Origin of the sequence: Planktothrix mougeotii LEGE 06226 (assembly GCF_015207485.1) — a bacterium.
Classification (GTDB): Bacteria; Cyanobacteriota; Cyanobacteriia; order Cyanobacteriales; family Microcoleaceae; genus Planktothrix.
On record NZ_JADEWU010000029.1, the window covers coordinates 1 to 26,065 of the forward strand.

Genomic DNA, 26,065 nt, shown 5'->3' on the forward strand with positions numbered 1-26,065 from the left:
TTCTCTCATTTCTTTCAGCAATCTTTCTTTTTGCCCTTTAGATAGATGATTTTTCGCTGGCATTTGGGACTATCTCCGTTGAAACGCTTAATTTTCTATTATACAATCAAGCTGCGTAGCAGCTTATTGATCAAATTTCCCGGAAATAAAATACCCTCGTGCTTGTAAGATCGGTTTATGAACTTCATTAACAATAGAGGTTTTGCCAATCCCTGAGTAACCCGAAACAAGCATGATCTCGGTTGTTCCTTGAGTAACTCTGGCAAACGCATTTAAGATAGCTTCCACTTCTTGCTCTCGTCCATAAAGTTTTTGCGGGATAAGCAGTTGATTACCGCGATCGCGCCGACCGAGTACAAAAGTTTCAATTTTTCCGTTCGTTTCGAGTTGCAACAAACATTGTTCTAAATCAAATTTAAGTCCCGCAGCACTTTGGTATCGATCTTCAGCATTTTTCGCTAAAAGTTTCAGGATAATATTTGAAATAGCTTCAGGAATATTTGCTATTTCTGAAGGGGAGACTGGCTGTTTGGCAATATGACAGTAAACTAATTCAATCAGATCGGAAGAATTAAAAGGTACAGTTCCAGTAACAATTTCATAAAAAGTAATCCCCAAAGCATAAAAATCAGTTCGGTAGTCAATATAACGATTCATTCTCCCCGTTTGTTCAGGTGAAATGTAAGCAAGGGAGTCTTCTAGTAATTTATGATTGCTAATTGTTTGTTGCTCTTTGGGTAGAGTTATCGCCTGACTAAAGCCAGTTAGCTTTACCTCATTTGTTTTTGGGTTAATGAAAATATTGCTAGGTTTTATATTTTTATGAATAATCGATAGATTATGAAGTTGAGTCAAGGTTTCTGCTAGAGAAATAGCAAGGGTTAGAAAATCTTTGATAGACAGTTGATTAGCTTGGATTAACTGAGATAGAGGTTGACCGTCGAAATCTTCTAAAACCAAAGCTAAACCATTTTTATAATTCTCCAGTTTATAAGGTCTGATAATTCCTGTGCAAGCTAAATTTTGAGTGATTTTATATTCTTGTCTAAAGCTAGTAAGATCTTCCAGTGTTGGATATTCAATTTGCTGAATTTTAATCAGGACAGACTGTTCATTTTGTAGATTTAGCCCTCGGTAATAAATAATTTTTCCTTCAGCGTATACTTTTTCTTTGATGTTATATCCGAGAACTGTAATCATAATGACAGCCTGAGATTGTTGTACTTTATTGATATAAGAAACGCTATATTTCTTCGTTCTCTTGTAATTTATTGCGCTCAACAAGATAGAGTATGGTATCGGGTGACGGTATAAAGCGGGCTAACTCTTTGATTAGGGGAATTTCAGGAAAGTTAGAGATTACCTGCTCAATTCCAGTCGCAAAGGCTGTATCCATAAGCACTACATAATCTTGAGTCACTCCGATTTGATGTATACTTTGCCGAATTTTGACGGGTGAGCCATTCAGGTTTATTAGCTGCCATTTTTGCAGGGAGTTTACGCCATCCCATCTCATCAGATTGGCAAAGTTATTAGTCCATAAATTCGATTCAAATATTATCTTTTTTAATAAAGCAAGAGCTATTTTATATCTTTCTTGATCCGTTCCTCTGGATGTCTCATCTAATTTTTTATTAAAAACATCAAGGATTTTATCTATTCCTAAAATATTAGGGAGTGACCTGCTATAATTCACCGTAAACATCTCGGATTTATGCGGATCAAAAGCCGGATGTGCCGTGCTTAAAATAGGTTTAAAGGGATATGGAGGTTGATTGATCAGTGGTTCCCATTCTTTCATTTCCCCAATTGGAGTGACTGCTTCGAGAGTTTCTGTGTCAATTTCATAGGGGCGACCTGCATCATAAGTTACGAGTAAACGTTCATGGGGATCTCCCGGAAATTTTATAGGCAAAAAAGCTGTATTTAACTCATTGCGAAAGCCCAGCAAGTCAGAAAATCTCACAAGGCCATAATTCCGAAATTTTAGCAATTCATTATTATTATCATGGGTTACTTTGTCAGCCCAGTAATCGGGTGACTTGGCAATTTTTCGCTTCAAACTCACTTTTCCTTTCTGATCAAAATCAAGCCGATAAATCATTCCGTCACCATTCATAAATGTGTTGCCATTTTTATCTGGCAAACCTTTAGAACTGACAGTACCAACGGGTGCAACAATAAAAATGTGACCCTGCAAATCATCTGGCAGATTTCCATCAAAGATTTGCATTTCGATAGCAGATTCATCCCGATAGGCATTCATAATTGATCGCGGGACTTTAGGAAAATCACTAACCATAGCTTTATCCTTTAAAACTACAAGGCTAACAAATGTGTTTTAAGTTAAGTGAGAAAAGGTGTATCATATAACTTGTAGCTAATCAGCAATCTCATCTTTTTCTTAAGGTTTGCTGGAAATACTCTCGGTACAACTGATAACTGGGCATTGCTTTATTGCCATCTAGTTGAATTAACCCCATGCTGCTTAACTTGTAAGCTAGGATAGGTTCTAATGGTACGGGGTCAGGAGTAGTCATAGCCGTATTAAAAGCGATCGCTAACTCCTGCTGTTCTTCCAAAATTGCTTGATGACGCCGCAAGTGGCTGGAATAAACCCCAGTGGATGTGGGCGCAGTTTGCAGCAGTTGGGTGAGGGTTACATCCCCACGACTTAGATGATAGATAGCTGTGTGTACGAGTGCTGGATGTCCTCCTACCATACCCATCAGAAGTTTTGCGTCTTCTCCATCAGCCCAGTTAAGCCCATAGCGTTTGGCTAACTCCTGCACTTCTTCTAAACTGAAACTGTTTAACTGAATGGGTAGTCCCACATTAAAAGGGGACTGCTTAAGCTGTAGGGGGACATAGATTTCTGTGGAATGAACTACAATTAGGCGCAACTTCTTCCAAACAGGTAGCCTTTTCGCTTCTTCATACCAAGAACGCAGTAAAGAAAAAAAATCTTTCGCCACTTCAGGATATTCAAAAATTTGGTTGACTTCATCCAACGCCAGAACAAGAGGAGAATCGATGGTTTCTAGCAAATAATTTCGTAAATAGAGAGTGCAACTAATTTTGCTGCCAATATCTTCATCCCAATAATTATCTAAGTTAGAGTCTTTGCCAAGCTGACGGGTAATACTGGCGCACAGCCAGCGCAAAAATCGATTTACATCTTTCAAAATCGCTTGGTCAACTTGCTGTAGATTGAGATTAACGGTGCGATAGTCCAAGCGATGGGCATAGTCTAGAACTCTAAGGAGTAGAGATGTTTTACCCATTTCTTGAGGTGCTTTAATTCGCACCAAGGCTCCTGGTTTACAAATTTCTGCATAAACTTGCTCTTGAATGGGGGAACGTTCTATATAAAATGGGGAACCCAGAGCAACGGCTCCACTGGGAAAGCAAGGTGATAAATCCGGCAAAGTCGTTGCAGAAAAGCTGACTGGATTTTGACGGGGTAACGTTTTCTCAGGTATGCCCCAGGTAGCAACATAAGATTCCAAAAGTGCCCGACAGTTTTTTTTAGTAACCCGTTCGTTCGTAATTTCCGAAAGTCGTCGGAACAACTCCGGCGCAACCACATTAGTAAAGTAACCGGGGCTGTAGCCCGCTTCTTCAGCAACGACGTTATAGGTCTTGTATTCCCAAATGCCTCGCAGTATTAGATCTTCTGCCGTATTCAGGGGAGGGTTTTGACTCTCAATCAGCTTACGGTTCACGATTTTAAGAACAAAATCTAAGTTCATCATAGGCTTGTAGATTGGCTTAAGGGTTATTGGAATATTCTTTTGTAGGCAAGTATATACTGATGGCGGATTTTATCATGAGCTTTTCAGTGATGTTTTTTATGAGATTTATAGGTTGAATAAGTTCGAGGTTAAAAGCTATCTTGTTTACAAATCAATTTAATTCCTAAAAAACAATTCAATTAAAAATAAAATTTTTAATTGAACGGGAAATGATTTAATTTCTAATATCTTTAGTCAATTATCAGTCAGTGCTAATTTTTTAAAATTCAAACTGAGGATACAAAATGAATTTGCAATCTTTCTTGGAAGCTAATCTAAAATATGACTTCTATCATCTTCAACAAGATCAAGATCTAAGCTCACAAATTCAGGAAATTCTGATTAATCAAGGGTTTCTTTCCTCCAATTTAGAAGATGTCTTTGGTACTGTTTCTATTGCAGCTTTGCAGCGATTTCAAAACCTAAAACGCTGTTATGAACCTGAATTTTTAGGAAGCAGAACGGCTCAAGAATTACTGGAATCTGATCAAGTATCAGCACGAGGCGGAGAAAGTGCGGCACTCATTCAGATTAAAATTATCAAAGATACTCTCCTAAAAACAAAACCCTTACAATCTAATACCCTACTAGCAATCGAAAAACAGGAGATCAAAGTCGGTAAAACCCTTAAAATTACATCATTTGAGGTAGAACGGGGTCATTTAAAAATTACCTTAGCAGATACACCCATTAACAACAGTTGGACTTGGTACGTTTTTGGAGAACACGCCGAGATTTTAGAAGGCAATACTAAAGTTTATCCAAGACGGGATGAGATTAAATTACCTGTTCCTTACAAATCTCAAAATGATAACTTCCATAACCCGACGGGTTCCTGCAATGTTACCTCGATCGCAATGTGTTTAGAGTATCTCAAAATCTCTCGAAAACAGAGTCAGGGACAGTTTGAGGATGAGCTTTATCAATATGCGTTAGATCAAGGATTAAGTCGTCATTCCGGTGATGATCTGGCTGTGATTGTTCGTAATTATGGAGCTAAAGATAAGTTCACGACAACAGCAACCATTGAACAAGTAAAAGATTGGTTAGTGAATGGAAATCCAGCCGTTGTACATGGCTTTTTTACTCGAAGTGGACATATTATCGTCTTAGTTGGATATGACAGCAAAGGGTTTATTGTTCACGATCCCTATGGAGAATGGTTTGCAGAAGGTTATGATATCAATGACCCCTATGGCAACAATAAAAAGGGTGAATTTCTTCATTATTCCTACGGAATGATTAAAGATACCTGCATTCCCGACGGACAGTTTTTTGTACATTTTATTTCCCGTTAGATAGCTTGGCTGCTATTTTACAGTTCTTCATTGTCTTGAATAGAACTAATTCATTTGATCCCAGAAACCGAAGGAAAAATTGATGATTATTACTAATGAATTCGCCCAAAAACTCATAGAACTGGATGAAGATACCCTCAAGGCACAACTCGCCATTCAGGAACAAGAACTCGCCAACGAATCAACCTCTCGTTCTGCTTCATCTTTAGATAGTTTAGAAGCTGCCTTAACTGCAACTCCTAAAAGCGGGTTTGATCAAGAAACGATTAATGCAGGCGATCGCTTCTTTCAAAAATTAAACGTCAAAGCTTATCAGTTGATGTGTAGTGATCTATTTGGTGATCAGGAATTGAAGCAAAAAATCCAAGCCATTTACCAAGAAAATTCCGAGAAAGCTACGGTTTTATTAGCACCTATTTTAGCCAGTCATTTAGGATTAGCATCTTCTATTGCTGTGATTTTGGCTGTGCTAATTATAAAAACCATTTCTTCAGCCACCTCTGGGATTTCATCAGCGACCTCTGAAACCGTTTGTGAACTGTGGAAAACTAAAGTTGATAATTCGACCCCCCAACTAACCGAAACCGCTAGTTAATCAACTGGTTTTGACTAGAAGTAGCAATACACCCAGTTAATCAAATTCTCAATCACCCTTTCAGACAACAATAACCCAGGAGAAAACAATGGAACGTATGCTAGAAATTTTTCCCAATGGCACTATTTATGAATATAAAAATGGTTTAGCCGTTAAAGCCATTTCAACTGAGGGAGAAATCAAATTACTGCAAAAAGCCTTACAATTCTCACTCGCTGAAACCTTTACGATTGCTTCTGTTGATCAAGTTCCTCCCGTTGTTACTGATGTTGGGACTCGTGGCGGAATGGCAATTAATTCTCAAGGAGTAAAGCTCATTAAATCCTTTGAAGGAATGGAATTAGAAGCCTATCAAGATGCTGTTGATGTGTGGACAATTGGATACGGACACACCAAAACCGTAGAACCTGGAATGATTATTACAGAAGCAAAAGCAGAAGAATTACTGCGTCAAGATTTAGAAGAATTTGAAGAAGCCGTTACAGAAGCAGTGGAAGTTTCGATTAATTCTAATCAATTCTCAGCCTTAGTTTCTTTTTGCTTTAATCTCGGTGCTGGTTCTCTGTTTCAATCAACCTTATTAAAGCTGTTAAACCAAGGAGATTTTCAAGGCGCGGCGGATCAATTTCCCCGATGGAATAAAGCTGGGGGTCAAGTTTTAGAAGGACTAACTCGACGCCGAAAAGCAGAAAGAGCCTTATTTTTAGGGCAAGATTGGACAGTTTTTTAAATCTTCAAGTTTTCCCTCAACTCACTAATCAACATTAACCCCATTCTTAATTAAACCCTAAAGGCTGAAAAATATGGCTAACACAAGCAACTTAACTTCCTCTAATTTCCACGCTTTACTCATCGGAATCGATTGTTACCTCCCTAATAAATTATCTGATGGTAGTTACTACAAGAACCTGAAAGGATGTGTCCGAGACATCAACAGCGTAGAGGCTTTTTTGAAAAACAGACTAGAAGTACCCGAAACGCAGATTATCAAACTAACCGCTTCTCATACTCAATATTCTTTTGAACCATCGGAACCCAAAGAATTGTGGCCTACTTATGAAAATATAGTCGCCAAGTTTAAGGAAATTACTGAGAAGGCTCAACCTCAAGATCAAGTGTACATTCACTACTCCGGTCACGGAGGACGTGCGACAACCATTTATCCCAAACTCAAAGGAGAGAATGGAGTTGATGAGTCTCTAGTTCCTACGGATATTGGTAACTCGGAAGCTCGCTATGTCCGCGACCTTGAGTTAGCAAAACTCCTACAGGATATGGTAGAAAAAGGATTAGTGGTTACAGTTGCTCTCGATAGTTGTCATTCTGGCGGAGCCTCCCGAAACCTTGGAGATAATTGTGATATTCGCCGAGCAGAAGGGGGTGAGATTGACACAACACCACGACTCACAGAAAGTTTAGTCGCTTCTGCGGATGAATTGGCTCAAACTTGGCAAAGTTTGGCACAGAACAACAAGAATATTCGCAACGTTACCAGTAGTGGTTGGCTACCTGAACCCAAAGGTTATACTTTATTCGCCGCTTGTCGAGACAATGAGTATGCTTACGAGACAGATTTTGATGGAGAACGTCATGGAGCGTTGACTTACTGGCTATTAAGGTCTTTAGAGAAATTTGGAACAAAAGTTACTTCCAAAATACTTCACAATCACATTTTTGGTAAAATTCACAGCCAGTTTGAAAAACAAACACCGATGTTGCAAGGCGAAAGCGATCGCAGTTTCTTCGGAAATGACTTCGCCTCCCCCGACTTAACGGTATCGGTAATCGAGGTTGATTCAGAGAATAAACAGGTTAAGTTAAACGCAGGTCAAGCGCAAGGTTTGCGTAAAGGTGCAGAATTTGCTATCTATCCTGGTATCGCAGATTTGACTCAGATCGATCAGCGATTAGCATTAGTTAAAATTACGAAACTCGGTGGCGGAACTTCCTGGGCGACGATTACCGGAATGTTTGGACAAAGCAAAATAGAGGATATTGATTCGAGTTGTTGCGCTTTATTGCTGTCTCCTAATACCCAACTTGTGCGTAAGATTCGTTTATTAATACCCCAGGAAAAAGACCCATCTTCAGAAACAGCATTGCAAGCTGTTGAATTGGCAATGTCAGAAGGTAAGGGTTGGGTGGAATTAGTTTCATCGTCAGAAACTGTTGATTATCAGGTATCTATCAAAGCCGATGAATATGTAATTTTCGATAGTGCTGGAGAACCCGTTGCTAATTTGCGACCAGCGATTAAAGTGGGTGATCCAAATGCGGCGATTACCGTAGTAAAACGCTTAGTGCATTTGTCTAAATATCGCGCCACTATAGATTTAGAAAACCACGATCCTCAGTCTCCTCTGAAAGGGAAAATCAAAGTAGAATTATGCGCTTTACCCGCTAATTACGAACCGGGCGATCCACTGGAATTAAAACCCTTTAACACTTCGGATAACATACCCACTCTTGATGTCGATCAATTCGCTTGTTTGCGGATTCGCAACGAATCTTTTCAAACTCTCAATATTACTATATTGGCAGTTCAACAGGATTGGAGTATTCAAAAAGGCTACCCAACGGGTGCAGCTTTTGAACCTTTAGATCAAGGGCGTGAAATTCTTTGGCCAATTAAAACCAGTCTTCCTAATGGTGATCAGGAAGGGTCAGGGTCAGATTTTCTTAAAGTTTTTGCCACAGTTGATGCTACTAGCTTTGACTGGTTAGAACTACCTCCATTAGATAAACCCATTCAACCTAAAAATGCAGGAAAAGCAACCACTCCCCTCTCCCAATTCTTAGCAGCTTACTTTGCGAGTGAAGATGCTCCGCCAACAAAAAATGTTAATTCTGCGGTTTCTGCTAGTTATGAATGGACAACAGAACAGGTAACACTGGTTGTGAAAAAAGGGATCAGCAGTCAAAACTAATTGCCAAAGCTTCAACGTAGAACTGTTTTGTTAGGTGCATCTAAATAGGGAATGATTTAACAACTGTTAAGATGCACCTTCTCTCTTTTGTAAATTTAGGTCAGGATCAAACAATGAATTGGAATCTAAACAGAACAAATTTTGATCGCAACATCGCTGTCGTTATCGGGATCAACAATTATCAAAATGGAATTCACTCCCTTAAAACGGCTGTTAATGATGCTAAAGCGATCGCCGATCTTTTAGAAAAAGAATACAACTATCAAGAAGTTATTCGGTTGTTTCCCCATGAGGCTAAACCAACAGCTGAAGCAACATTGGCAGAACTCAATCAACTTTTGTTTGAAACACTACCCAAAACAATTAAACCGACACAAAATGATCGCTTACTATTCTACTTTGCTGGACATGGAACTGCTCGTAATTTTGAAGATGGGCCCGCAGGATTTCTAGTTCCTCAAGATGCTAAGTCAGAAAAGGAAGAGACTCATCTACGCATGAAAAAGCTGAATGAAGCGCTGTCTAAACTTGAATGTCATCATTTGTTAGTAATTCTCGATTGTTGCTTTGCAGGAAATTTTCGTTGGTCAAGTAGTAGAAATGTTATTTCAGCGTTAGAAACAATTCACCGAGAACATTATGACCGCTTTATTCGCTATCCAGCTTGGCAAGCTATTACCTCTGCTGCTCATGATCAAGAAGCTTTAGACCATACTGATGAACAACGCGGAATCGATCCTGATTCTCTCCATTCTCCTTTTGCTAAAGCTCTGATTAATGGCTTGAAAGATATGAAGGCAGATTTTACAGGAGATGGGGTAATTACAGCAACGGAACTTTATTTGTATTTGTCGAAGAATTTGCTCAATAAAGATGGTTTGAGTGAATTACAAACCCCTGGACTTTGGCCGTTGCAAAAGCATATTCGAGGTGAATTTATTTTTACTGTACCCGGTTTTGTACCAGAGAAATTAAAACCTGCTCCCCCACTGGATGAAAATAACAATCCCTACCGAGGTTTGCAATCCTTTGACGAAAAACACGCACGTTTCTTCTTTGGCAGACAACAGCTAGTTAACCAATTATCCGTTCGAGTGTCTCGACCAGTATCTCGACCCGAACAACAACTAACAGTTGTTTTAGGAATATCGGGTTCCGGTAAATCAAGCTTAGTAAAAGCCGGATTGATTTCTCATTTACGTTCGTTCGATATTACTCTCATTTATGCTTACATAATTACTTTGGCAATTTTGAAAGTCAATCGCGATATTCCTCTCAAATTTCTGCCTATAACTTATGCACATCAATGGGAGATTTTAAAACCAATGCGTCCAGGTAAATCTCCCTTTAATGCCTTAGCAAAGGCAATTTTTCCGCTCGTGAAAACTCAATTAACAGAGCAGTTAAACCAGGTTATTTTCCTCGATAAGGCTTTACAGGCAAGGAAAGAAGAAGAGGCTCAGAAAAAATCAGAGCAAAAAAGGGAAACCCTAGCTACAGCTTGGAACGATGCTACACTATTGGAAAAATTGTTACTGCTGGAAGAAAGTTTTAACGATTTTGTACAATTATGCAATTCTTCTGAAGAGTCAACGCAGTTAAAAAACCTAAGAACTCAAATTCAGAATGAACTCAATCAGTTGGCTAATAACTTAAAGGAAAATCCTGAATATATTAGCCAGATTTTGTCTAGTTGGAGTCAAACCAATCCGAATCGCAAACTCCTACTGACAATTGACCAATTTGAAGAGTTAATCACGATGAGTCCCCAGGTAAATCCTGCTATCAACCAAACTGAACAGAAAGAGGATATTCAGAAGCAGTTTTTAGCACTGCTTATCAACGCTTTAAAGAACTGTCCGCAACTTCATATTGTGTTAACTTTGCGTTCTGACTTTGAGCCTCGGTTTATTGAATCTGCACTTAAAGAATATTGGGCAGAAGCACGTTTTCCAGTTCGAGCTATGAATTTGGATGAGTTACGGCAGGCAATTGAGCAGCCAGCAGCTGAAATGGCATTATACTTCGAGCCAGCTAACTTAGTTAATCAGCTGATTGATGAAGTGAGTCAAATGCCGGGGGCTCTACCGTTGTTATCATTTACCCTCAGCGAACTTTATATTAAGCTGCATCAAGCATGGGTAAAAGATGGTAAGCAAGAACGTGCCTTAACTGTAGATAAAGAATTCTACAAGCAGGGTGGTATAGCAGGTTCCTTGAGTCGCACAGCAAACGAAATCTATAATAGTTTACCGGATGATACTCACAGAGACACCATGCGTCGGGTGATGTTGCGGATGGTGGCGCTCGAAGGTGGGGAACCAGTGCGGCGACGGGTGCCATTATCAGAATTGAATTACGCCAACAAGCAAGAGCCAACCCAACTAAATGAGGAAGAAAATCAGCGAGTAAAAGTAGTCCTAGAATCTCTTGATAAGGCTCGCCTCATTGTTAGTGGACAAGAGACGGGAAAACCTTATGTAGAGCCTGCCCATGATTTTTTAGTTAAAGGGTGGGATAAATTACAGAAATGGCTAGAGGAGAAGTATCAAGATTTGCTCTTGCAACGGCGACTCACGCCTGCTGCTTTGGAGTGGGATAGCGTTAAAAATAAGTACAAAAAACAGCCAAAAGGGATTCTAGATAAGACTGGTTCGGTTTTGGATTGGTTAGATCGACGATTCTGGTTCCCAATCGAAAACAATCTGAATAAAGTTCCTGCTCAATTTGCCCGACTTTTACTGCGATCGCAGAATCAGCCAGAGCGTTCGAGAGAGAAACCTGTACAATTTTTATGGAATGCGAATCCTTATCTCGATGTATTGGATCAAGAACTCAATTCCGATAATAACTGGTTAAACCAGATAGAAGCTGAGTTTGTGCAGCAAAGTGTTTTGCAAAAACGCCAGAATATTAGTTGGCGGTGGCGGATTGCGATCGCAGTTATGCTGGGATTGAGTGGGTTAACCATTGCCGCTCTGATAGGACAGCGAAACGCCCAGATAGGTCAAGTTAGTGCCTCTAGATCATCTGCTGAAGCAAACTTTCGTATCAATGAACAGTTAAATGCTTTGGTCGATAGCCTCCGTAGTAGTAAAAATATTAAGCAGATATTTTTACCTAGCAATGACCTACATAGTCAAGTGGAACAAACTCTGCGAAATATGTCCTATAGCGTAAAAGAGATCAATCGATGGGATGCACCTTCAGGTATTGTACATAGTATATTTTTAAATAGCGAAAACCAGTTATTTATTATCGCATCAGAAGGTGAGAATAAAAAAGTTAGCTTGTGGAATAAAGATGGAAAATTAGTAGCTGATTTACAAGGACAAGAAGATCTATTTCCGGGGGGTATTAATGTCAGTCCAGATGGCAGCAAACTTGCTACTGCAACCCAAGATGGAACAGTTCGATTGTGGGATTTACAAGGCAATAAGTTAAGAGAATTTGAAGCACACAAATGTAGCGACGCGAATTATTGTCTTGAGCGCGTCAGTTTCAGCCCCGATGGCAGCACAATCGTTACTGTTGGAAATGATCAGTCTGTACGTTTATGGAATTTACAGGGGGCAATGATAAGAGAATTTTCACTCCCAAAAAACATACAGATAGTTGGAATTGGTTTTAAATCCACTGATAAACTACTAATAGCGACATTAGGTGATAAAGATGCCCTGACGCTCTGGGATTTCTCAGGTAAACAGCCTCAAAAACTGAAAAGCTTCACAAACAGCTACAGGGATTTAAGGGAAGTTAGTTTGAGTTCCAATGGCAAGCAAGCGATGATGTTTTATGGACAAGAGTCAGAAAACGCCGCCCTGTGGAACTTTTCGGAGTCACCCGAACCAGAAAACATACCAGGAAGAATTAGTCAGGGAGGCAGTTTTAGTTTAGATGGTAATCAATTAGCTATGACGGGAGTTGATGGTACTGTCAGCTTGTTGAAGCCTAACAGCAGCGAGGTTCAGAGCAAATTCAAATTGCCTCAAGGCAGAGTGAAGATGTCCACTTTTACTTCTGATGGCAAGCAACTGGTTACTCTTGGGGATGACGGAAAAATCAGGTTATGGGATTTAGAGAAACAGCCGTTATCCAAATCCCCATTGTCTCAAAAGGGAGTAGAAAGTATTAGTTTTAGCCCCGATGGTCAGACAATTGCTACTACAGATTCAGAAGGTGTTGTGCGCTTGTTGGACTTACAAGGCAACCAGATCAAGAAATTTACAGGGCTTCCCAAAGTCACAAGTGTTAGTTTTAGCCCCAACGGTCAGACAATTGCTACCACAGGAGATGGTGGTATGGTGCGCTTGTTGGATTTGCAGGGCAAGCAAAAAAACGAATTCAAAGCACATCCCAATAAGGTCACGAATGTCAGTTGGAGGCAGGATAGTCAGGAAATAGCCACTATAGGTGATGGCGGTGCTAACAATCCAAATAACGAAAGTCAAACATTAGACGACACTCTAGTCCGATTATGGGATACCAAAGGAAACCAGTTAAAACAAAATATATCCACTAATACTGTCCGAGGTGTTAGTTTTCAATCCAACGGCAAGCCACTATTACTTAGTTTTGTGAGTGATGGAGACGCAGGTGCAGCTTTTAGAAATGTTGATTTATTAGACTTTTCGGGAAACTCAACTAACTTGATCCCAGGACGGCAAGATGGAAATGAGTTTAATTTGGTCAAGATTAGCCAGGATGGTAGCTTACTTCTGACTGCTTCAGGTAACATCATCAGTTTATGGAACTTGAATGGCGAAAAATTGATGGAATTTACCTCAGATAAACAGATCAAAAATCTTAGCCTTAGCCCTGATAACATTATGCTGGCTGTGATTGGAGAAGATGGTACTACTGAGTTGTGGCGGCTGGGAGAATTCGATGAACTACTCTCTAAAGGTTGCGATCGCGTGCGTGACTATTTGCAGAATAATCTCAATGTTAGTGAGGGCGATCGCCATCTCTGCGACGGTATTAATGAACCTGAAAAGCAAGGGAAAATGAGCATGGGTGACAAAATCCTAGTACCAACCCTAACAAATTCTAATAAGCTGGCTGGAGTCGAAGCGATCGCTGTTGGTAATTTTGAGCAAGCTGTAAAAGACCTAAGCACTTACCTGAAGGAAAACCTTAATGACCCAGAATCCCGAATCTACCTAAATAATGCTAAAGTTGAAGCTCAACAAAAAGAAAATAAACAGTTACAATCATACACGATTGCAGTATCAGTTCCTATTAGTAATGATGTCAACGGTTCCTTAGAAATCCTGCGAGGAGTTGCTCAAGCTCAAAAGGAAATTAACGAAGCTGGGGGTATTAATAAAGTCCCATTGCGGATATTAATCGCTGATGATAACAACAAACCCGATACTGCCAAGAAAATAGCCGAAGAATTGGTCAAAAATCCTGATGTACTAGGAGTAGTAGGACATTATGCCAGTGATGTCACTCTAGCAGCAGGACAGGTTTATGAAAAAGGAAAACTGGTAGCAATTTCCCCAGTTACTACCTCTGTGAAGCTAACAGATTTTGGTAAATACATCTTTCGGACTGTTCCCAGTGATTCTGTTGCAGCAAAATCATTAGCAGAGTATATGCTGCAAACTTTAAAGAAGAAGAAAGCAGCCATTTTTTATAATTCTAAAAGTGGTTATAGCGAATCTCTCAAGTCTGAGTTTATCAAGTTTCTTCGTGAAGAAGGAGGAGAAGTATCAAGCCAGTTAATATTTGATTTATCTGCTCCCAATTTTAATGCAGATCAAAGTGTAGAACAATCTATTGAGAGTGGTGCTGAGGTGCTAATATTACTGCCAAATACAGCAGAACTAGATGATGCCCTTAAAGTCGTGAAAGCAAACAAGCAACGGCTTCCCCTCTTGGGTGGTGACGATGTTTATACACCTAAAACATTAAAAGATGGTGGAGCAGATGCAGATGAAATGGTTGTTGCTGTCCCCTGGCACATTTTAGCCTCTCAAAACGATTTTCCAGAAACTTCGAGGGAGCTTTGGAAAGCAGATGTTAACTGGCGAACTGCAATGTCTTACGATGCTACTATAGCTTTAATTGAAGGACTTAAAAATAATCCTACCCGTGAAGGATTAGCTCAAAGCCTGCGTTCAAAAGACTTTACAGCAAAGGGTGGAACAGGGGAAGTTAAGTTTAATCAATTCGGCGATCGCAATCAGAACATCCAACTTGTCAAGATTCAACCTAATTCCAAATCTCGCTCTAAATATGGGTACGATTTTGAGCCTATATCTGAGTAAGGTTACACTATTGCACATCATCAAATTCTACTAAATCTCGGCTATAAAATTGCAGAACTTCACTCCCCAAGTTCAGCACAATCAACCCAGAAGTTCCTGTGCCTTCCACCCGTCCCCAATACCCATTCCAGCGCTGATCAGAGGGAGCAAAGGTTAAGTTCGGGTCAATGTTAACAATGGCGTAGTCCCCCGATACAAACAAGCGGGGGTCATCAAGACTGGCTTCTTCGGCGAGCAGTAGGGCAGCTTCTTTGGGAGTCCGAGCCACACCTGTAGCTATTAAATCTAAGATTTGTTTTTGTTGTTTTCGAGGCAGTTTCAGTCAGGAATAAGCCGCTTGAATACTGACAGTGTTGAGATACGAACCATGCCTTTGACATGAAGATTCTCTACTATAACAGCTGGGCTATCACTGACTAACTTATAATTAAGTTTGTGCAGAATCTCGTTAAATTTGTCCCGGTTCCTTTATGTCGAATTTCTCTCTCCCAGTGGAAACCGTTTTTACTTAAATGTTAGATTGGCTATAAACTTCACTCTTTCTCGCTGAATATTTTTAATAGATCCATGCCATTAGAAACCCTACCCGAAATCTCCTTAAATTACTATTTGATTGCCTTTGATGCCCAAGGCAACGAACGTACCGAACCCAATGGATTATTAAGCCAACAATTGGCTGCTCTCCTAAGTCATGAACCGATTACGGATGTTTTTATCTTCAGTCATGGATGGTTAGGTGACATTCCCTCCGCTAAAAACCAGTACAACAACTGGATTAAAGCAATGGCATCTCAACACGCAGACCAACAAAACATTCAAGTAACAGTCCTAACGGATTGCGGGTGCTACTTTTTGTTGAAGATGAAGAACTCAAAACTCTTTACTGGCAAAGACTTTGCGCTCCTGTTGAAGGAAATTGGCAATTTTTAGCACTGCATCAAAGGTTTCCGTTTTCCCTCTATCTCCCCAGCAGTACAGATCGCTGTTTTCCCCCCATTGGTAAGCAAGATTTAAGGGCTATTATTGTTGTTACCAGTCCCCAAGATTTAGAGCGTTACAGCCTACATCCTTTTGATGTTCAAGCAACAGTAGAAAGTGTGAAAACGGCATTAGGTAATATACCTTGCGATATTTTGGCTTTTGCTGAAAATAGTATTAATATACCTACTTTAGATAACTTTTGTTAGCAGTTAACCCAGCAGCATTACACCCTACTCCATATCGTTTGTCATGGTAAGTTTATTAATGGAGACACTTCTCTATTTTGGTCAACAAAAGATAACTGTGTTGAACGGTTCACCGCTTCAGAATTCCTAGAACGGCTCAAACGCTTGCGAGGAAGCAATGCTGTCCCGAAGCGACTCACGTGAGATTACGGTTTGAGGCGGGATTAAGAGATTTAATGCTGCAAGATGTGGTAGGAGAACCTGGGGCGATGCCGTTGTTGCAACACGCTTTATGGCAGTTGTGGAGACGGCGACATGGGCGCTGGCTTCTCTGTGATGAGTATCAGGAGATTGGAAAAGTGCAAGAGGCGATCGCAAAAACAGCAGATGATTTTTATCATAAATTGTCTCCTCAAGAACAAGAGCAAGTTAGGAATATTTTTATCCGTCTGACTCGCTTAGATGACTGTTCTGTGCGAAGTGAACAGCATCGAGATACAAGGCGACGGGTATTGATGGGGGAGTTATAGCGCTACGCGCTATGGTTAGGACGAAAGTATGATAAGATGCACTAATAGCTAAATAAGGAAATATAGTTATGCCTGCACCTTATAGTTACGATTTACGCTCAAAGGCGATGGCGCTAGCCGCGCCTGCTGGCGCATCGCAGCAGTTAAGAGAGGGGAAAAGAAAACACAGGTAAGTCGTTTTTTTAAGATTAGTCGCAATACATTAGATCTATGGCTAAAAAAAGAAAGCGAAACAGGAGACTATCAAGCCACGAGACCTGTAGGAGTAGGAACTCAACCGAAAATTCAGGATCTGGAAAAATTTAGAGAATTTGTCAAAGAAAATAGCGACAAAACCCAAAAACAAATGGCGGAATTATGGGGGTCGGGAGCGACCCAACAAAATATTAGTTATGCTTGTCGAAAACTGGGTATAAGTCGAAAAAAAAACTTATGGGTATCAGGAAAGAGATGAAGAAAAAAGGCAAGAATTTCTTCAAAAACTAACATTAATAGAGAATAACAGAAAAGTTGATGTAGATGAAGCGGGATTTGATAATCGTGTCTGGGTATCGCAAGCGAAATTCTAAAGCAATACCTGCTCCCATGACTCCAACACAGTTAACTGTGTTGACTAAAGTTTGACACTGTGATGTAAATAAGTTTCCTTTAATAATTTCAATGCTCATTTGTGTAAATTAGCCAATCTCGATCATTTTCTTGAAAATAGACGCTCATGTAAGTATTAGGTTTCCACTCTAGTTTAATACAACGGTAAGAAATAATTTCAATTGATTCTCCTAAAGAAATTTTTGAGATATCACTAAAATCTGATAAAATTTGTCGGGATAAAGGTGGATCTGGACTAAAACGAAGTTTTAATTCTCCTTGAATCTTGTTACTATTAGCATAATTCTCAATATCAACCGTAATAAACGAATTATCCTGTTGAATTCTGACAGAAGGATTATTATGGTAGAACAAGCTGTCCAATTGTGCAACTTCCGGCTCATAAAAAAATTGAAGGTAAGCATCTTTTCTAAATCTCGATCAAACCCTCTCTGGCGATATTGTTTTTCAGGATAATTCGGATGTTGGAAACAACCGATGGGTCTACCCGCATGGATAAATAAAAGCTGATTTTTTTTAACAATGATAATAAACTCTTTTCTGGCGGTTTCGGGTTGTTGTTCCTCGGACATTTGCATCCACTCCATAACCGCATCATCAGCATTTTGAAATAATTCAAAAGGAATGCTTTGGGGACGGTATCCATGTAGACTAATTTTGGCTCTGACCGCTTGCAACAAATCATCTCGAAGGGATTCTGCTTCAGCCGATTCTGTTTCTAATAAATTCGATAAATCAAACACTAATTGTTCAATTTTCCGTTCAATATTTTCTACGGATTTTTTCTGCTGTTTTAAGTCCGCCTTCTGATGTCGTAAATCATCCCATTGGCTTAAAATATCTTTAATAATTGGACTACGTTCATGTATTCCTAACATTCTCATTACATAGGGAGCACCTTCTAACAAAAAAGTTTTTGCCACTTGAATATCGAAAAGAAGTAACCATGAAGAAACAGGGTGTAATTTTTATCCCCATTGCAGTCAATTTCCTCATGAGCTTCTTGTTCTGCTTCTTCTTGTTGTAAATGATTATCTTCACTCGCCAAGGGAAGAAAAACAGACCACTGTAGAGTTAACCTTGCTTTCGGTTTATTTCCTAAAGGTTGCTGAGTAAAGACAACGGCACAATGGGGAATTGATTTATCAGGAACACTTTCATTATCTCCATCTTCATTAATTGAAGATCTTTTACTCCAAAATTGAGATTGCTGTAAATCAGTCCAGAAATACTGAGAAATATTATTAGGATTTTGACCCAGTAATAATGTAAAATCCTGGGCAGGTAAAACTCGTTCTATCCCTGCAAAACTAATTTTTATATTCTCTGAGCTTAAACTAACTTTTCCTTGTAATTTATTTTCTTTAGACTCAATATTTTCAATTTTATTATTAGGATAGATACAGCGCGATAATAAACTATTATCCAATGACACAGAAAATTGCTGTTTCAGATGCCCAGAATTTTCCGATATAAAAAATCTGATAGTTTTAAGATGTTTTAGGAGAGGTAAAGGATGGTTATCAGATTGATCTAATCCTTGAACAATACCAAAATCTAAGGTAGTTGCACCCCCATCATTAGCATTTTGAATAATTTCTTTAATAATTGGAAAGCCCTGTTTATATCGTTCCTTCAAAAGGCTTTTAATCGTATTTACAATAGTGCCGGGTAATGTGTAACATCAGTGGAGATATTCGCTCCAATTCGAGGGTAAACCTAATCCGTTCTCAATACACGCCTCTGTTCCTAATGTTTTTGGGATGGACAAATCTGCAATCACCAGATTGGGTAAATGTTCCCTGACTTGGGTGAGAGCATTCTGGACGGTTTGCGCCCAGAAGATTTGGGCATCTGGAAAGCGATCGCTCACTAAACCAATTGTTCCATTTAACAACAGGCAATGATCGTCAATAATCAAAATTTTTAAAGGTTGCTCTGGCATAAGATTTGCAGATGGCTTGTAGGGACTTGGCGAAAATAGAAGGTTCGTGTCATCAGGTGCAGCCTGTCGCTACAATACTTGATATATAGGGATTCTAGCCTCTAAATCCCTTTTCTCTCTTAGCTTCCTTTTTGTCCCAAATCCATAATTTTTTCAAACGATGAATTTGCATAAACTGAATAAAAATTTTCATACCACATATTTTGAGTTTTATTCCCTTTTTTCCGATCTCCTGTTTCATCTACTACTACGGTAATTGCTTTTCCACCTAATGCTTTCTTGATTTTATTTAATCTTCGGCTTCTTAATTTTTTCACTGAATGTTACAGGTCAAGGGGTATTAATTCGACCCCGCCATCTTGTGCAGTTTCAAGCACCCAGTGCAGGTCAACTTTTACATCTAAAAATTGAGTCGGGAGATGTAATTAAAAAAGGGCAGGAAATAGCGATTATTGACCAATCAAACCTCTCTTGTACAGGTTTTTGTTGAATTAGAACCTGATAAAAGTAATATTAGTGGTTATAAATGGTCGTCTTCTACGGGGCCTTCTCTAACAATTTCTGCGGGAACTACCGCCCAAGTTCGAGTCCAAATCGGACAAGTTGCACCCATTTCTTATATCATTCCCCTGTTTAGATCCTGGAGTTGCAGATATTTTATCAGGAAGACTCGCTACAACCGTGATTGATAGTTTTATGATGGTATTTTATGCTGTAATCATGGGTTTTTATGATAAAATATTAACAAGTATTGCGATTGTTTTTGCTGTTTTAAACTTCTTTACCTTGCAATTTTTATCCCGTAGTCGTATTGATATTAATACTAGACTTGCACAAGAAACAGGGAAAGTAGTTGGTGTTGCAGTTGGTGGAATTCAAGCCATTGAAACCGTTAAAGCCAGTGGTTTAGAATCCGATTTATTTGCTAAATTTGCAGGTTACTATGCAAAAATGTTGAACGCTCAACAAGCATTAGCATTACCCACTCAAATTCTATCTATATTACCTACATTTTTAACAGCTTTAGCGACTACTACTATTTTAATTGTGGGAGGATTCCGAGTGATGAATGGTAGCTTAACAATTGGAATGTTAATTGCTTATCAAAGTCTAACTCAGCAATTTTTAATCCCTGTTAATAATCTCGTTAATTTTGGCAGTACCCTACAGGAATTAGAAGCAGATTTAAACCGACTGGATGATGTGTTGCAAAATCCGGTTGATTTAGAAGTTGAAAGAGAAAATAATCCTCAATTTTTTACCTTTAATCAAGACTCATTTCAACTTGAAGGGTATGTAGAATTTCGTAATGTTAGCTTTGGCTATAATCGCTTAGATCTGCCTTTAATTGAAAATTTGAGTTTCAGTTATTCACGACTTCATCTTAAATCTTCCAGGGGGATATAATGCTGTTTTAAAAGAAGGGGGAATCAACCTCAGTGGCGGACAGCGACAACGTTTAGAAATTGCAAGATCCTTAGTTAGAAATCCGGCTATTTTAGTCTTAGATGAAGCCACCAGTGCTTTAGATGCAGAAACAGAATTAATGATTGATCGCAACCTACGACGACGGGGTTGTTCTTGTATTGTTATCGCTCATCGCCTGAGTACAATTCGTGATTGCGATGAAATTATTGTCTTAGAAAACGGCAAGGTTGTACAACGGGGAACCCATGAACAATTATGCCAAGAAGAAGGAACTTATGCTCGTTTAATTCACACAATGTAAGGATACAAAAAAACGCAATGGCTAATTTTAATAAAATTCAAGGTAATCAACCCCTATTGTTAAATAATCCGCAAATAATATGGATTGTTAAATCTGGTTATTTAGCGGTGTTTACGACTCTTTTTGATGAAAATGAACCTTTAGGGAGCCGTCGATATTTATTCAGTGTTAATGCTGGGGAAGTATTATTGGGTGCAACTCCAAAAGATAGGCGAGGAATTCTAGCGATCGCACTAGAAGAAGCAGAATTAATTTCTATCAATATAAATGATTTTATTAATCAAATTCAAGTTGGTGATCGCTCTAACTCAACTCTTTTATCCAATTGGATCAACCATTGGCAAGAATTAGAAATTCAAGATTTCCCCCTAGAGTTAAACCTAAAAATTTCCGTCTCAAAAATTGCTCAATTTCATAATTTTTTATTCGATTATTTAAACTTAGCAGAAATTCAGAAAAAACAAGAACAATTTAAACGATTTCAGGAACGAGAATATTTGAATAAGCAAGTCAAAAAAACGGCTTTAGGAGAGTTAACGGCGGTATTACATCCACGCGAAACTGAATTATTTATAGAAGGAACACCTCTACTTATGGCTGCGGGTGCAGTCGGTCGAGCCATGGGGATTACTATTCATCCTCCCGCTCAATTTGACTTCTTAAATCGGGTGAAAGATCCCTTAGAAGCGATCGCATCCAATTCAGAGTCATTTAATTCTTGATTGATTTCGTTTTCCACCTCATTAGCGGTTAATTCTAACATCGAGGTTGATGGGGGTTGAAAGTTGGTTTCCATTGTTGATTTCCTTGAGTATGTAAGTGTGCTGTTTCCAGAGAAGTTGTTACCTAAACTTAGGTTAATAACTCCTCTACTGATCTAATGGGTAGGGCTGCGATCGCTTTATGCAGGTGTTGGACAAATTGAGGATAAATTTTTCTCAAATAGTACCAAAGCTTTGATTTTAGCTGTTAAATAATTTATACATTTATCTAAACAAACAATTGATAAGCAATCTTAATGTTTTATAGAAATTAGCACTTCTTCTACAAAATTAGAGATTTTGTTTTTCGCTAGAAAAAGCGTATCTTTGTTCAAATTTAACTCAACTTCTAAATTAAAAATAAAACGGTTTATTAGAGTTTGCTTTACTCTGGAAATATCATCACTAATGTTATTTATTTTTGAAGTAAAAACCAACAATTGATTACCCTCGTTCATTCCATGAATAGCATTTTGCAAAATTGAAGTTACTAACTGTTGACAATGCAACTGTAAACATTCATCTAACGCTGCTTTGATGATTTCTAAACTTTGTTCATCCTGAATGGCTTGGCTCGGATTAACTTGATTCCATTCAATGACAAATTCTTTTAAAAGAGTCTTAGTATATCGGGCTAAATGTCGAGCAACTTGATACTGTTTTTGTAAGTCTGTATACTGACTTTTAACAACTGTAGCAATTTCACTTTGAGTTAACTCTAAACCTTGCCATAGAATCAATATAATTTGTCCAACTTCGGGAAGATTTGCAAACAATTTAGAAATTATCAACTGAATCTGCTGTGTTTCTTCCTGCTGAATTACAATCTCTAAAGGTGTTGGATTAAGATCAGAAATATTATCATACTCTTCAAGGGGAATAAACTGCTTAGTTCGATAGTTTCTAGCGGCTTTGATACAAATTGCCAGCATTTCTTGAATGGTATCTTCCTGAGCTACTTTTTCTGATAAATTTAGCTGATTTATTCGCTGATTATAAGACTCAGCAATTTGTCTTAAAATTTCTGGATTATCCAACTCTAAATTACAGTTATAACCCTCTTTGTGATCCGGGTAAATTTCATTAAAATATTGCCAAACAATTTGATATAAATCCAGTTTAGATTGCTGAATTCCATAAGATAATAACGATTCTTTTAATTCTTTAGCATTTAAAACCCTTAATAACCCATAATCGCTAAATTTTTCTCTTTTTACTTCTAAATCTTGTTGATAAAGTTGATCTCTAATCAACCGAAATAATACGGTTCTAGCATAACCCTCAATATTACTGCGAGGGTGCTCAAGATTAAAATTTTTGAGAAGTTTAGCGGGAAGATGGGCGAAGGAAGAAGCCATCTGAAAATATTCTTCAACGGGATATTTATAGCGAATAAATTTATATTTATGATAACTTTTTTGAGCAGCCCAAAGACAAGCTTCTTGTAAATAAGCGGATAAATGTCTAGCTATTATTAAACTTGGGATTTCTAAAGCTTTAGAACGGGTGGTAGTAATGGAATCAGTATAATTGTAGAGTTTTTTATTATCAAACTCAGTAAATTCTTGGCATCCCTCTTGAGATAGATTTCTAAAAATTGTCAGAAAATGTCTAGCCCAAAACTCGGCTTTAGCCTCTGGATCTGACTCCACTAGGTATTTCATCCGACGTTCTAATTGGGCGTCAGCTTGCCAAATCGCTTTATGGTCGCCAAAGCTGAGAAAAGTCGAGAATTTCTGGACAATATCATCTCGTTTGTTCATAAAATTCACTTTTTTAGCTAATATAACTCTAAAAGCTGATTCTACCCAAGCTATTTCATGAAATTGCCTCTCGTTCGCCTTTCATTTTTCAACAGCAGTATCCTTTTTTACCTGTTGTATTCCCATCCAACAACAGCCCAAATTATCCCAGATGCTACTTTACCCATCAATTCCAGGGTGGTGCAGCAGGGTAATACCCATATCATTGAGGGAGGAACAGTCGCCGGGACAAATTTATTTCATAGTTTTGAGTCCTTTTCTATTCCGACAAATGGGATCGGATTTTTCAATAATTCCACTGATATTCAAAATATTTTTAGTCGGGTAACGGGTCACTCTATCTCCAATATTGATGGGTTAATTCAAGCTAACGGTATCGCTAACTTATTTTTAATTAATCCCAACGGTTTGATATTTGGGCCGAATGCCAAGTTAGACATCGGAGGTTCATTTTTCGGGAGTACCGCTAATAGTATTTGGTTTGCGGATGGCTTAGAATTTAGCGCCACAAATCCTCAAATTACCCCTTTATTGAGTATCAATGTCCCCCTGGGGTTACAATACGGCACAAACCCTGGAAGAATTATGGTGCAAGGGCCAGGCCATAATCTGAATCTAAAAAACGAGGGAACCCCAGAAACAGAACTCACTAGAGATAATAGACCCGATGGACTACGAGTTAATGACAATCAAACGTTAGCGCTCGTTGGCGGGGAAGTCAGATTACAAGGAGGAAATCTCACCGCCGAAGGGGGACGAATCGAAGTAGGAAGTGTGAATTCTAACAGTTATATCACTCTCACTCATCCCAGTTGGGTTTTAGGTTATGAAATGGTACAAAATTTTCAGGATATCACCCTACTACAAGCTGCTTCCCTTGATGTTAGTGGTGCAGCCAGTGGCAATATTCAGGTACAAGGAAGACGGTTAACCCTGAGTGAAGGCTCACTTATTTTAGCTCTGAAAACAGGTAGTGATTCAGCCGGAACCCTCACCATAAAAACCTCTGAAGCGGTGGAAGCTACAGGTGTTAGTCCCAGGGATATCGCCAGTGGTATCTTAGCCATTGTCAGTGCTGAAGGAACAGGAATTGGCGGAAATATTAATATGGAAACAGGGCGATTAATTCTCCGAGAAGGAGCGCAAATTGCTGCGGGGACAAGAGGGGACGGACAGGGAGGAACGTTAACGGTTAAGGCTGCTGAGTCAGTGGAAGTTAGTGGAACGCAACGCATTGCTAATTTTCCCAGTGGTTTATTTACGAATGTTCAGCCAGGAGTGACGGGAGATGGTGGCGATTTAACCATTGAAACGGGACGCTTAATCGTTAAGGATGGGGGAGTCGTGGCGGCGGGGACTTTTAGCCGAGGGGACTCTGGTAATGTCATGATCAGAGCATCGGAGTCGGTAGAAGTGAGGGGTTTTGGTGCTGATAGCACCTCAGTTAGTGGAATAGTTACCCAAGTTTTCTTTCCAGAAACAACGGGAAATGGGGGGAATTTAACCATCGAAACGAAACGCTTAATTGTTGAAGATGGAGCCGTCGTGGCGGTAGGAACATTTGGCGTGGGGAACGCTGGGAATTTGATGGTGAGGGCATCCGAGTCGATAGAAGCACGCGGCGAAACAGCCGATGGTCTCCTTTTTAGTGGTTTATATGCGAGTAGTTTGGGAGAGAAAGCGACGGGAGCGCCAGGGAATATAACAATAGAAACGGGGCGGTTAATCCTTCAAGATGGCGGGACAGTAACTGTACGCAGTGAAAGTTTGGAACCCGCAGGTACACTTAATATTAAGGCTGATTCGATTAATTTAGACAATTTGGGCAGTATCAATGCGAATACTCAAGGGGGTGGGGGGAGTATTGAATTGCGATCGCCCATTCTCACCCTTAATAATAGCAGTATTACGACTAATGCTACCGGAGGAGATAGTGGAGGCGATATTAACCTTCAAGGAGAATTATTATTACTGCAAAATAACAGTACCCTCACCACTAATGCGTTAGGAAGTAATGCAACAGGTGGCAATATTAATTTAAACCTAAATAACGGCTTTTTAGTCGGTTTAGAAAATAGCGATATTACCGCAAATGCTGAACAAAGTAGAGGGGGTCAAATTGCGATTAATGCACAAGGGATTTTTGGCGCAACTCCCCGCACGAGATCACAATTACAAGCATCCTTAAAAACTGAAGAAGCCAATGCTCTCGACCCTCGACAATTACCGACCAGCGACATCACGGCTATTTCCCAACAAGGAGGCCCTCAACTCGAAGGAATTGTAACCGTTAACACGCCCGATTTTGACCCCAGTTCGGGATTAGTTGAATTACCCGTTGATGTTCTTGATCCGACACAATTGATTGCTAGAGGTTGTCCCGCGACTAGAGGCAATTCCTTTACTGTTACTGGGCGTGGCGGTTTACCAACTTTACCGACACAACCCCTCCAAAGTAATAATATTATATCCGTTGATTGGGTAACAGTCAATCCCTTAGATCAACCCGAAAATAAACAAAATATAACTTCACAACCCCTTGATCCTCATCCCCTTGTGGAAGCTACAGGTTGGATAATTAATGATAAAAATCAAGTTGTCTTAGTGGCTTCTAAACCTACCACTACCATTAATAATTTTTCCCCAATTCCTGAGTCTTGCTTAACCGAATAA

At 39.3% G+C, this 26,065-nt stretch carries 22 protein-coding genes; 12 read left to right on the forward strand and 10 right to left on the reverse strand.

Annotation, left to right across the window (positions count from 1 at the left end; genetic code table 11):
* Positions 1-123 precede the first annotated feature (123 nt).
* The 3 genes from IQ236_RS13720 to IQ236_RS13730 form a co-directional block, all read right to left on the reverse strand.
* Positions 124-1,200 (reverse strand): serine/threonine-protein kinase, encoded by a 1,077-nt coding sequence (locus tag IQ236_RS13720; RefSeq protein WP_193869781.1) that lies wholly within the window; start codon positions 1,198-1,200, stop codon positions 124-126.
* Between the two features lie 43 nt (positions 1,201-1,243).
* Positions 1,244-2,302 carry a carotenoid oxygenase family protein gene (locus IQ236_RS13725; RefSeq protein WP_193869782.1) on the reverse strand — a complete coding sequence of 353 codons (1,059 nt, stop codon included), beginning with the start codon at positions 2,300-2,302 and terminating at the stop codon, positions 1,244-1,246.
* A gap of 91 nt (positions 2,303-2,393) precedes the next feature.
* On the reverse strand, positions 2,394-3,755 hold the full coding sequence (locus IQ236_RS13730) for an AAA-like domain-containing protein (protein ID WP_228041622.1): 1,362 nt from the start codon (positions 3,753-3,755) through the stop codon (positions 2,394-2,396).
* A gap of 284 nt (positions 3,756-4,039) precedes the next feature.
* Between IQ236_RS13730 and IQ236_RS13735 the strand changes: the two genes are divergently transcribed.
* From IQ236_RS13735 to IQ236_RS13755, 5 genes are all read left to right on the forward strand, one after another.
* A complete protein-coding gene (locus tag IQ236_RS13735) occupies positions 4,040-5,092 on the forward strand; it encodes a C39 family peptidase (protein WP_193869783.1) in 1,053 nt (350 codons plus the stop codon).
* Positions 5,093-5,174: 82 nt separating this feature from the next.
* Positions 5,175-5,687: a hypothetical protein gene (locus IQ236_RS13740; RefSeq protein WP_193869784.1), complete on the forward strand. Its 513-nt coding sequence runs from the start codon at positions 5,175-5,177 to the stop codon at positions 5,685-5,687.
* 88 nt (positions 5,688-5,775) lie between these two features.
* The gene (locus tag IQ236_RS13745) at positions 5,776-6,417 is read left to right on the forward strand and encodes a lysozyme (protein WP_228041623.1); all 642 of its coding nucleotides are present in this window, start codon (positions 5,776-5,778) and stop codon (positions 6,415-6,417) included.
* A gap of 73 nt (positions 6,418-6,490) precedes the next feature.
* Positions 6,491-8,614 carry a caspase family protein gene (locus IQ236_RS13750; protein ID WP_193869785.1) on the forward strand — a complete coding sequence of 708 codons (2,124 nt, stop codon included), beginning with the start codon at positions 6,491-6,493 and terminating at the stop codon, positions 8,612-8,614.
* A gap of 113 nt (positions 8,615-8,727) precedes the next feature.
* On the forward strand, positions 8,728-14,889 hold the full coding sequence (locus IQ236_RS13755) for an nSTAND1 domain-containing NTPase (protein WP_193869786.1): 6,162 nt from the start codon (positions 8,728-8,730) through the stop codon (positions 14,887-14,889).
* Positions 14,890-14,896: 7 nt separating this feature from the next.
* Here the strand turns inward: IQ236_RS13755 and IQ236_RS13760 are convergent, their stop codons facing one another.
* Complete coding sequence (locus tag IQ236_RS13760; protein WP_193869787.1) at positions 14,897-15,157, reverse strand: hypothetical protein; 261 nt, start codon at positions 15,155-15,157, stop codon at positions 14,897-14,899.
* Positions 15,158-15,731: 574 nt separating this feature from the next.
* On the opposite strand from IQ236_RS13760, the gene IQ236_RS13765 reads away from it, so the two are divergent.
* From IQ236_RS13765 to IQ236_RS28330, 3 genes are all read left to right on the forward strand, one after another.
* The gene (locus tag IQ236_RS13765; RefSeq protein WP_193869788.1) at positions 15,732-16,076 is read left to right on the forward strand and encodes a hypothetical protein; all 345 of its coding nucleotides are present in this window, start codon (positions 15,732-15,734) and stop codon (positions 16,074-16,076) included.
* Positions 16,077-16,198: 122 nt separating this feature from the next.
* Complete coding sequence (locus IQ236_RS13770; RefSeq protein WP_407676154.1) at positions 16,199-16,585, forward strand: nSTAND1 domain-containing NTPase; 387 nt, start codon at positions 16,199-16,201, stop codon at positions 16,583-16,585.
* 133 nt (positions 16,586-16,718) lie between these two features.
* Positions 16,719-17,039, forward strand: a complete 321-nt coding sequence (locus IQ236_RS28330) for an IS630 transposase-related protein (protein ID WP_193869813.1) — start codon at positions 16,719-16,721, stop codon at positions 17,037-17,039.
* Positions 17,040-17,073: 34 nt separating this feature from the next.
* On the opposite strand, the gene IQ236_RS13780 is transcribed toward IQ236_RS28330, so the two are convergent.
* The 5 genes from IQ236_RS13780 to IQ236_RS28430 all read right to left on the reverse strand — a co-directional run bounded on the left by IQ236_RS13780 (position 17,074) and on the right by IQ236_RS28430 (position 19,456).
* Positions 17,074-17,253, reverse strand: coding sequence for a macro domain-containing protein (locus tag IQ236_RS13780; RefSeq protein WP_228041624.1), 180 nt, complete (start codon positions 17,251-17,253; stop codon positions 17,074-17,076).
* 189 nt (positions 17,254-17,442) lie between these two features.
* Positions 17,443-18,117 (reverse strand): hypothetical protein, encoded by a 675-nt coding sequence (locus IQ236_RS13785; RefSeq protein WP_193869790.1) that lies wholly within the window; start codon positions 18,115-18,117, stop codon positions 17,443-17,445.
* Complete coding sequence (locus IQ236_RS13790) at positions 18,096-18,833, reverse strand: hypothetical protein (RefSeq protein ID WP_193869791.1); 738 nt, start codon at positions 18,831-18,833, stop codon at positions 18,096-18,098. The genes IQ236_RS13785 and IQ236_RS13790 overlap by 22 nt, the downstream gene beginning before the upstream one ends.
* A 45-nt stretch (positions 18,834-18,878) precedes the next feature.
* Positions 18,879-19,139, reverse strand: a complete 261-nt coding sequence (locus IQ236_RS13795; RefSeq protein WP_193869792.1) for a response regulator — start codon at positions 19,137-19,139, stop codon at positions 18,879-18,881.
* Between the two features lie 119 nt (positions 19,140-19,258).
* The gene (locus IQ236_RS28430) at positions 19,259-19,456 is read right to left on the reverse strand and encodes a hypothetical protein (RefSeq protein WP_193869793.1); all 198 of its coding nucleotides are present in this window, start codon (positions 19,454-19,456) and stop codon (positions 19,259-19,261) included.
* A 286-nt stretch (positions 19,457-19,742) separates the two neighbouring features.
* On the opposite strand from IQ236_RS28430, the gene IQ236_RS13810 reads away from it, so the two are divergent.
* The 3 genes from IQ236_RS13810 to IQ236_RS13815 all read left to right on the forward strand — a co-directional run bounded on the left by IQ236_RS13810 (position 19,743) and on the right by IQ236_RS13815 (position 21,590).
* On the forward strand, positions 19,743-20,546 hold the full coding sequence (locus IQ236_RS13810; RefSeq protein WP_228041625.1) for an ABC transporter transmembrane domain-containing protein: 804 nt from the start codon (positions 19,743-19,745) through the stop codon (positions 20,544-20,546).
* 139 nt (positions 20,547-20,685) lie between these two features.
* Positions 20,686-20,868 carry a hypothetical protein gene (locus IQ236_RS27755; RefSeq protein WP_228041626.1) on the forward strand — a complete coding sequence of 61 codons (183 nt, stop codon included), beginning with the start codon at positions 20,686-20,688 and terminating at the stop codon, positions 20,866-20,868.
* Between the two features lie 17 nt (positions 20,869-20,885).
* A complete protein-coding gene (locus IQ236_RS13815) occupies positions 20,886-21,590 on the forward strand; it encodes a hypothetical protein (protein WP_193869795.1) in 705 nt (234 codons plus the stop codon).
* 293 nt (positions 21,591-21,883) lie between these two features.
* Here IQ236_RS13815 and IQ236_RS13820 read toward each other — a convergent pair whose 3' ends face one another.
* The gene (locus IQ236_RS13820) at positions 21,884-23,392 is read right to left on the reverse strand and encodes a sigma-70 family RNA polymerase sigma factor (protein WP_193869796.1); all 1,509 of its coding nucleotides are present in this window, start codon (positions 23,390-23,392) and stop codon (positions 21,884-21,886) included.
* Positions 23,393-23,449: 57 nt separating this feature from the next.
* Here IQ236_RS13820 and IQ236_RS13825 point away from each other — a divergent pair, with 57 nt between their 5' ends.
* Positions 23,450-26,065: a beta strand repeat-containing protein gene (locus tag IQ236_RS13825; RefSeq protein WP_193869797.1), complete on the forward strand. Its 2,616-nt coding sequence runs from the start codon at positions 23,450-23,452 to the stop codon at positions 26,063-26,065.